Below are 9,410 nucleotides of genomic sequence, written 5' to 3'. Positions count from 1 at the left end.
ACAGTTGCCGCCAAGTGGAGAATAATCCACGCCGTTGGGTCGTTAGCTCAGTTGGTAGAGCAGTTGACTCTTAATCAATTGGTCCGGGGTTCGAGCCCCCGACGACCCACCAACACTTCAGTCAGTCGCATTTTGAGTTCTACGTCCGCATTTTATTTAATCAGCCTTTCTTTATTCTCTTTTTTATCTTTAGCGTGTTCATTGTCTGATGGGTCAAATAAAAAACGGCATTTAAAACAATGACGCTTTATAGCGAGCAATTACGCTTGTTGATCTAATTTTTATTAAAAGTAATACCATGTGATTTAGTATTTTAATGATATTTGAATAAGTTATTAACTTTTTGTATTTTCCATAACGATAAAACAGCGAAAATATAGCAGACGTTTCGCGGACGGTGAGGCAAGACGCGCCGCAACGCTTGTGCGATAAGAGGGCGCGGCGGGAAAATTTTCTTCAGACTCTGGCGGTCCATCGGCAGCGGCGTCTATAAAAGAAAACGGCCGGAGAATGGTGGCCTGGTGAAGCGCCGTCGGCGTCGAGGCGGTGAGCCGACGGGAGAAGGATTACTGGCGGTAAGCGTGTTTGATTTGTTTGATGGTATTGCCTAATGCTTCTGCCTGCGCCGGATCTTCCAGTTGGGCGATGTATTTTTCCATTTTAACGATGATTTTGCCCGCATCGGCCTGCCCGATGGCTTTTAACAATAATGTAACGGTCGCTTTCAGGCAGGTTACTTCGTGCGCCAATGACTCGACAGACGCGGACGTGGAAAAATCTATATTGCTCATGTTTCCTCCTTAACAAGAAACGGCAAAAAAGTGTTTTAGCCTGCCCGCTTTTGACTTGAAAGCATTTGCTGCGGGAGACAATCGGATTGCGGGCAGTATAGCATAGAGTGTGTTGCAGACGGCCATTATTAATGAACTGCAACTATGTAGTGAGCGTTTTTTATACATTTAACTTGTTTTTAATTGTATTTAATCGCCCGGATTTATATAGTGAATCCATGGCTAAATGTGTTTGATAGAATAGTTAAAGCTTTTCGTACCTGCATTTCCTTACCATATAATGATTATATAAAGTGGGTTATGCCGTGAAAAATGCTGATATAACAGGTGATTACAGCGTTTTTCCGCGTACGGAAAAATATCGCCGATCTCTGTTATTGATTGGCGTTTTCTTAAGTGTTGCTGATGACTGACGGCCGCGTCTCAAAACGCCGGCAATCGTAATCTAAAATGTTAAGAAAATGATCAACATGCGCCATCAGAGCCACGGTATTCGTTATGGGCATACGATAATTTTCGTGGTCTATTACTTCATAACATATTTTAAAAATACATAACTTATATAAGTCTGTATTCATTATTTCTCGAAACCAACGTAGTATCACCTGCACGCAGCTCGTTATGTAAGTGCTACTCTCTTTTTGGAGAATTATTCTTTGATTAGCGTTTTTCTTGTTGATGACCATGAACTGGTGCGGGCAGGGATACGGCGCATTCTTGACGATATCAAAGGTCTTAAAGTCGTTGGCGAAGTGTCATGTGGTGAAGATGCCGTCAAATGGTGCCGCAGCAATGATGTTGACGTTGTCTTAATGGACATGAATATGCCGGGGATCGGCGGCCTTGAGGCGACGCGTAAAATTCTGAGATTCTCCCCTGATGTAAAAGTTATCATGCTAACTATTTATACAGAGAACCCATTACCTGCTAAAGTTATGCAGGCGGGGGCGGCTGGGTATGTCAGCAAGGCGGCGGCGCCGCAGGAAGTCATTTGCGCCATTCGGGCCGTGCATGCGGGGAAACGCTATATCGCTTCTGATATTGCGCAGCAAATGGCGTTAAGCCAGCTGGAACCGCAGACGGAAACCCCGCTGGAGTGTTTGTCTGAACGCGAATTGCAGATTATGCTGATGATCACCAAAGGGCAGAAGGTGACCGAAATTTCCGACCGGTTGAATCTGAGCCCCAAAACGGTGAACAGTTACCGTTATCGTATGTTTAATAAACTGAACATCAATGGTGACGTGGAGCTAACGCATTTGGCAATTCGCCACGGCCTCTTTAATGCGGAGACGTTGTCAAGTAGTGAGTGAAAGTTTCAATGCTTCGGCATTTCTTAAAACGGTAACCAGCCAGCCAGGGGTTTACCGTATGTATGACGCCGCGAATACCGTGATCTATGTTGGAAAAGCAAAAGATTTAAAAAAACGACTCTCCAGCTATTTTCGCAGCAATGTCGCCAGTCGTAAAACCGAGGCTTTGGTAAAAAGTATCACGCAGATCGATGTGACGATCACGCATACTGAGACCGAGGCTTTACTGCTGGAACACAACTATATCAAGCTTTATCAGCCGCGCTATAACGTCCTGCTGCGTGATGATAAGTCCTACCCGATGATTTTCCTCAGCGCCGATCGGCATCCGCGTCTGGCCGTTCATCGCGGCGCCAAACACGCCAAAGGCGAGTATTTCGGCCCGTTCCCGAACGGTAATGCGGTACGTGAAACGCTGATGCTGTTGCAAAAACTTTTTCCGATCCGGCAGTGTGAAAACAGCGTATACCGGAATCGTTCTCGCCCTTGCCTGCAATATCAAATCGGCCGCTGCCTTGGCCCCTGTGTCGGCGGGTTGATTAGCGAAGAGGATTACCGGCGGCAGGTCGACTATGTGCGTCTGTTTTTGTCGGGCAAAGATCAGCAGGTGCTCAATGAACTTATCGCTCGGATGGAAACGGCCAGCCAGACGCTGAACTTTGAAGAGGCGGCCCGGATTCGCGATCAAATCCAGGCCGTGCGGCGAGTGACGGAGAAGCAATTTGTCTCGGGCGATGGCGAGGATCTGGACGTTATCGGTGTCGCTTTTGAGGCAGGAATGGCGTGCATTCATGTGCTGTTCATTCGTCAGGGAAAAGTGTTGGGCAGCCGCAGCTATTTTCCGAAGGTTCCGGGGGGGACCGAGCTGGGTGAAGTGGTGCAAACTTTTGTCGGGCAATTCTACCTGCAAGGCAGTTTGGCGCGCACCCTGCCTGCAGAGATTCTGCTTGACTTTATGCTGCCGGATAAAGACCTGCTCACAGAGTCCCTGACCGGGGTCGCCGGACGTAAAGTGCAGATTCAGGCTAAACCGCGCGGCGACCGCGCCCGTTATCTGAAGCTTGCGCGAACCAATGCCGCGACAGCTTTGGTGACGAAATTGTCTCAACAATCAACCATTCATCAGAGATTGTCTGAGTTGGCCAACGTTTTGCGCTTGTCGAAAATCAACCGCATGGAGTGTTTTGACATCAGTCATACTATGGGAGAGCAGACTGTGGCATCCTGTGTGGTATTCGATGCCAACGGGCCGCTACGTTCAGAATATCGCCGCTATAATATTAGCGGAATCACTCCCGGCGATGACTATGCCGCCATGACCCAGGTTCTGAAACGCCGTTACGGCAAGGCGTTGGACGACGGCAAAATTCCCGACGTTATTGTTATTGATGGCGGTAAAGGACAGCTTGGTCAGGCTAAGGCCGTATTCGACTCGTTACAGGTGCCTTGGGATAAGAACAGGCCGCTGCTGCTTGGCGTTGCGAAAGGCAGTGACCGCAAGGCTGGGTTGGAGACGCTGTTTTTTGAGGCGACGGGGGAGGGGATCGCGTTACCGCCCGACTCTCCGGCCCTGCACGTCATTCAGCATATTCGTGACGATTCTCACGATCATGCGATTGGCGGGCATCGTAAGAAAAGAGCAAAAGTTAAAAATACCAGTACCCTAGAGCTCATTGAAGGTGTCGGACCTAAGCGCCGGCAGACCCTGTTGAAGTACATGGGGGGATTGCAGCCTTTAATGAATGCCAGCATTGAGGAAATTGCCAATGTACCGGGTATTTCACACGCGTTGGCAGAAAAAATCTTCTATGCGTTGAAACACTAGGGACAATGTAGCAACATACTCTTAATATCCACTCCGGCCAAATAGTTACCTAAGCGCTATGCAATTTAATATACCGACGTTGCTGACCTTGTTCCGTGTTGCTTTAATCCCGTTTTTTGTGCTGGCGTTTTATCTTCCATTCGTCTGGGCACCTCTGATATGCGCGCTCATTTTCGTTATTGCCGCGGTTACCGACTGGTTTGATGGCTTTCTGGCCCGCCGCTGGAAACAAACGACCCGGTTCGGCGCGTTTCTTGATCCTGTCGCTGATAAGGTGATGGTCGCGGTCGCTTTGGTTTTGGTGGCTGAACATTATCACTCCTGGTGGATTACCCTGCCGGCCGCCACGATGATCGCGCGTGAAATCATTATTTCCGCACTGCGGGAGTGGATGGCCGAAATAGGCAAGCGCAGCAGCGTGGCCGTCTCCTGGATCGGCAAGGTAAAAACCACCGCGCAAATGATGGCGCTGGTGGCTTTATTATGGCGTCCGGAGCGTCTGGTTGAAGGGGCGGGCGTGATTGCTTTATACGTCGCGGCGGTGCTGACTTTTTGGTCGATGTTTCAATATTTGAACGCCGCAAGACATGATTTGCTTGAACCTTGATCGAAGCGCCTTAAAAACCAGCAAACGAACGTACTGAGCTGATAATTCTATTGACTCATTGTGTCAGGTCAGTAGAATGCACCGCATCAACAGCGACGCTGGTTTGTTTAAAGTTAGTAGAAATCAGCAGGTTCGTATGATGCGGGAATAGCTCAGTTGGTAGAGCACGACCTTGCCAAGGTCGGGGTCGCGAGTTCGAGTCTCGTTTCCCGCTCCAATATCTCAGGCTGTGAAGGCCGAATAATGCAAAATAAGGCGCGTTGGCAGAGTGGCCATGCAGCGGATTGCAAATCCGCCTACCTCGGTTCGACTCCGGGACGCGCCTCCAGTTTCTAAGCCCGGGTGGTGGAATCGGTAGACACAAGGGATTTAAAATCCCTCGGCGTACGCGCTGTGCGGGTTCAAGTCCCGCCCCGGGCACCATCCTGAAATCAATAGACGTCAACCGACGTCTATTTTTTTGTCTGAAACCCACGGTTTTACTGGCTCTCTCTTCATTCCATACTCTCCCGACGTCAACACAATTCAACCGACATCAACCTGCTTGTGAGTATACATCTGAGTATATATGCTGTTTCTATCTTGCTCTGTATACTCACCGCAAGCACTTGCGAGGACATTGATAATGGCCCTGACCGATATCAAAGTACGTTCGGCAAAACCAGAAGAAAAAGAGTATTCGCTGACTGACGGCGATGGAATGTTTCTGCTGGTTCATCCTAATGGTTCCAAATACTGGCGGTTGCGTTTTCGTTTCGGTGGTAAGCAGCATCTCATGGCGTTAGGTGTCTATCCCGAAGTTTCGCTTTCCGAGGCACGTCATAAACGGGATGAAGCCAGAAAGCTGGTTGCTGGGGGGATCGATCCCCGTGAACATAAGAAAGCGGTGAAAGCAAAACAGGAAGAGGATGAAAAAACTTTCGAAGTTGTGGCTCGCGCCTGGCACGCCGACAACAAGAAGTGGTCGGAATCCCATGCCGAACGCATCCTGAAAAGCCTGAGCGACAATATTTTCCCCGCTATCGGCAGCACACATATTGCTGATCTGAAAACACGCGACTTACTGGCACCGATTAAAAGCGTTGAACGTTCGGGGCGCTTAGAAGTCGCCAAACGTTTAAAGCAACGCGTGACTGCCATCATGACCTATGCGGTACAAAACGGGCTGATTGACTACAATCCGGCACAGGATATGGCTGGGGCGATTATGCCCGGTAAAGTCGAACATCGCCCGGCGTTGGAGCTCGAACGTTTACATGAACTTCTGGGCCGCATTGACGGCTACAAAGGCCGTGAGTTTACCAAATGGGTAATAAATCTTTCTCTGCTGATTTTTATCCGCTCCAGTGAACTCCGTTTTGCCCGTTGGCCGGAAATCGATTTCGAACGCGCCTTATGGACGATACCCCCAGAGCGTGAACCGATCCCCGGCGTGAAGTTCTCTGAACGCGGCTCAAAAATGCATACACCGCACCTTGTTCCGCTAAGCCGTCAGGCAGTGAAGATCCTTAAAAAGATTAGAGAGGTGAGTGGGCATTGTGAACTGGTCTTCATCGGCGATCACTCGTCACGAAAACCGGTTAGCGAAGGGACGGTGAACAAAGCGCTGCAAACCATGGGCTACGACACCAAAACGGAAGTTTGCGGTCACGGCTTTCGTACCATGGCCTGTAGCTCGTTGATCGAATCGGGATTATGGTCGCGGGATGCGGTAGAGCGGCAGATGAGCCATCAGGAACGTAACGGCGTTCGCGCTGCGTACATCCACAAGGCCGAACACCTGGATGAACGGCGACTGATGCTGCAATGGTGGGCGGATTTTCTTGATGCGAATCGGGAGAAGGCGGTTAGTCCGTTTGATTTTGGGAAGTTGACGGCGGGTTGAGTGTGTAGAAAATGGGCAGGCTGTAGCTCTCTGGCAGGAAAGAGTTACAGTTTGTTTACTGATGCTGTCTGCCGTATCAGGCAGGTAGCTTCCAGCATAAGACATTTTAAATGAAATCAATGACAACATATTGTTTATGTTGTTGTAAAATTAATTCCCAATGGGACTGCATGGATGTTGTTCGGCAGATTTTCATTTCGCTAAATCTAACTTTCCTATTGATAAACACCGCAGCGTCAGTCGTCGCTGAAACGCTACGGTTATCAAAAATATCATTCCATTCAGCATGTCGAATAACTTTTTACGGTTTTCAATGTTTCGCAAGCCTGAAGACTTTCAGAACAAAAATGAGGCAAATACATGGCCATAACGAACGGAAACAACACGGCGTCAATCGGCTTCGAACAGCAAATTTGGGCGGCGGCGGACATCCTGCGCGGCAATATGGATGCGGCGGAGTATAAACACGTCGTATTAGGACTTATCTTCCTCAAGTACATTTCGGACAAGTTCGATGAGCGATATCAGGCACTCCTGGCCGATGATGACGATGTGGAGGATAAAGACGCCTATGCCGAAGTAAATGTGTTTTTCGTGCCACCGCAGGCCAGGTGGAGCGCTATCGCCGAAGCATCGCGTAAAGAAACAATAGGTATTGTTATTGATAATGCAATGCGGGAAATCGAAAAAGAGAATAAACGGCTGAAAGATATTCTGCCTAAAAACTACGCCCGCGCCGAACTGGACAAACGTCGACTTGGAAATGTCGTTGATCTGTTTACCAATATTCAGATGATTGAACATGGAACAGATAAAGATATTTTGGGACGTACCTATGAATACTGCCTAGCCAAATTCGCCGAGCAAGAGGGTAAGCGTGCCGGGGAATTCTTTACGCCCTCCTGCGTCGTGCGAACGCTCGTTGAAGTTTTGCAACCGTTTAAAGGGCGCGTGTATGACCCCTGCTGTGGTTCGGGCGGTATGTTCGTGCAGTCTGCCGACTTCGTAAAAAACCACAGCGGCAACATCGGCAACCTTTCTGTCTATGGCCAGGACGCCAACCCGACCACGCGTAAAATGGCGTTGATGAATCTGGCTATTCGCGGTATCGAAGCCAACATTGGTGCTTACAATGACGATACTTTTCACAATGACCTTCACCCAACGCTGAAAGCCGACTTTATTCTCGCCAATCCGCCATTCAACCTGTCGGATTGGAACGACGGCAGCTTAAACGACGACCCGCGCTGGCAATATGGCTTACCACCAAATGGAAACGCCAACTTCGCGTGGTTGCAGCATATGATTCATCACCTTGCGCCAAACGGCAAGATAGGTATGGTGCTGGCCAACGGTTCGTTGTCGTCCCAGAGCGGCGGCGAGGGTAATATCCGACGAAAAATTGTGGAAAATGATCTCGTGGAAGGCATTATCGCGATGCCCACGCAGTTGTTCTATACCACTCAGATTCCCGTGTCCCTCTGGTTTATCAGCCGGAATAAAAAGCAAAAAGGCAAAACGTTGTTTATCGATGCCCGCAAGATGGGGACGATGGTCAACCGTCGTCTGCGCGAGATGACCGCCGAAGACATCGCTAAAATCGCCGCAACCTTTGAGGCATTCGACAATGGCACGTTGGAGGATGTGAAAGGTTTCTGCGCTGCGGTCACGACAGAGGATATCGCCAAACAGGACTTTATTCTCACGCCGGGCCGCTACGTCGGCATTGAGGCGCAGGAAGACGACGGCGAACCTTTCGAAGAGAAAATGGCGCGGATGACCGGAGAACTTAGCGTTTTGTTCAAGCGTTCCCACGAACTGGAGGATGAAATCCGTAAGAGATTGGGGGGGCTTGGGTATGACATCTAAACTTTCTGACCTTTGCGATTTCGCTGATGGACGGGTTGTAGTCGCCGGTTTGGATTTGGACACCTATATATCGACCGAGAACATGCTCTCGAATAAGGAAGGTATCACCCGTTCGGCTGGGCTGCCGAGTATTTCGCAAACTCAAGCCTATCAAGCTAAGGATGTATTGCTATCAAACATCCGTCCGTACTTCCGTAAGATATGGTTCGCCGACCGTGACGGCGGTTGCTCAAACGATGTGCTGGTATTAAGAGCAAAAGAAAAGGTCTATCCAGGCTTCCTTTATTACTTGTTATCGGATGACAGCTTTTTTGACTACGCTATGGCCACGGCCAAAGGTACCAAAATGCCCCGAGGTGACAAAAGGGCAATAATGCAGTACGAAGTCCCCGACTTGCCGCTTGATATACAGATTGGTATTGCTGATACGTTGGCTGTTCTCGATGGTCGAATTGCTGCAAACAGGGCGATAAATCATCATTTAGAGCAGATAGCGCAAGCCATTTTCAAGTCCTGGTTTGTGGATTTTGAGCCATTTGGCGGAAAAGTGCCCGACGATTGGCGGAAAGGTACTATCCGTGATACCTGTTCAGCAATATACAATGGTGGTACTCCCCGCAGAAATGAACCATTGTTTTGGAACGGTAGTATTCCTTGGCTCACTTCGGGTGAAGTACGCCAATCTATTATTACCAAACCTGAAAATTGTATATCTGAAGCAGGATTAAAAAGTTCATCTGCCAAGTGGGTTCCCTCTTTTTCCACCGTTGTCGCTCTTTACGGAGCGACTGCCGGTCAGGTATCTATGGTTGCTACTTCACTAACAACTAATCAGGCAATTTGTGCGCTTGTTCCCAAGGAACATCACGCCTTTTATAACTATCTAGTGATGCAAAATTCTGTGGCTCAACTTGAAAACAAAGCAATCGGCTCAGCACAACAAAACATCAGTAAAGCGATAGTTGAGAAAACGGCTTGCTTGATTGCTGATCCAAACTCCATAACTGAGTTTGAAAAATTGGTCAGCCCGCTCTTTAACAAGTGGATCAAGAGTCTTTTTGAGTCAGCTCAACTCGCTAATCTGCGTGATGTCCTGTTACCCCGCCTGATGTCCGGCGAA

The 9,410-nt window shown here is 48.9% G+C and carries 7 protein-coding genes and 4 tRNA genes; 10 read left to right on the top strand and 1 reads right to left on the bottom strand.

Annotated elements, in window-relative coordinates:
• The first annotated feature begins 36 nt into the window (after positions 1-36).
• A tRNA-Lys gene (locus tag VSX58_RS22195) sits at positions 37-112 on the top strand.
• Between the two features lie 454 nt (positions 113-566).
• On the opposite strand, the gene VSX58_RS22190 is transcribed toward VSX58_RS22195, so the two are convergent.
• Positions 567-791 (bottom strand): DUF2594 family protein, encoded by a 225-nt coding sequence (locus tag VSX58_RS22190; protein ID WP_327619951.1) that lies wholly within the window; start codon positions 789-791, stop codon positions 567-569.
• 656 nt (positions 792-1,447) lie between these two features.
• Here VSX58_RS22190 and uvrY point away from each other — a divergent pair.
• From uvrY to VSX58_RS22145, 9 genes are all read left to right on the top strand, one after another.
• A complete protein-coding gene (gene uvrY / locus VSX58_RS22185; RefSeq protein ID WP_327615361.1) occupies positions 1,448-2,104 on the top strand; it encodes a UvrY/SirA/GacA family response regulator transcription factor in 657 nt (218 codons plus the stop codon).
• Positions 2,097-3,929, top strand: a complete 1,833-nt coding sequence (gene uvrC / locus VSX58_RS22180) for an excinuclease ABC subunit UvrC (RefSeq protein WP_327619950.1) — start codon at positions 2,097-2,099, stop codon at positions 3,927-3,929. Before uvrY ends, uvrC begins: the two co-directional genes overlap by 8 nt.
• A gap of 58 nt (positions 3,930-3,987) precedes the next feature.
• Complete coding sequence (gene pgsA / locus VSX58_RS22175; RefSeq protein WP_327615359.1) at positions 3,988-4,536, top strand: CDP-diacylglycerol--glycerol-3-phosphate 3-phosphatidyltransferase; 549 nt, start codon at positions 3,988-3,990, stop codon at positions 4,534-4,536.
• A gap of 141 nt (positions 4,537-4,677) precedes the next feature.
• A tRNA-Gly gene (locus VSX58_RS22170) sits at positions 4,678-4,753 on the top strand.
• A 37-nt stretch (positions 4,754-4,790) separates the two neighbouring features.
• Positions 4,791-4,864, top strand: a tRNA-Cys gene (locus tag VSX58_RS22165).
• Positions 4,865-4,872: 8 nt separating this feature from the next.
• Positions 4,873-4,959 (top strand) — tRNA-Leu (locus VSX58_RS22160).
• A gap of 202 nt (positions 4,960-5,161) precedes the next feature.
• Positions 5,162-6,421 (top strand): tyrosine-type recombinase/integrase, encoded by a 1,260-nt coding sequence (locus VSX58_RS22155; RefSeq protein WP_327619949.1) that lies wholly within the window; start codon positions 5,162-5,164, stop codon positions 6,419-6,421.
• Positions 6,422-6,781: 360 nt separating this feature from the next.
• Positions 6,782-8,290, top strand: a complete 1,509-nt coding sequence (locus tag VSX58_RS22150) for a class I SAM-dependent DNA methyltransferase (protein ID WP_327619948.1) — start codon at positions 6,782-6,784, stop codon at positions 8,288-8,290.
• A partial coding sequence (locus VSX58_RS22145; protein ID WP_327619947.1) for a restriction endonuclease subunit S occupies positions 8,280-9,410 on the top strand: 1,131 nt, incomplete at its 3' end. The genes VSX58_RS22150 and VSX58_RS22145, both read left to right, overlap by 11 nt.

Source organism: Brenneria populi, from assembly GCF_036016195.1.
Classification (GTDB): domain Bacteria; phylum Pseudomonadota; class Gammaproteobacteria; order Enterobacterales; family Enterobacteriaceae; genus Brenneria; species Brenneria populi.
The sequence above is the reverse complement of the archived record's forward strand: the minus strand, read 5'-3'. Positions and strand labels throughout refer to the sequence as shown.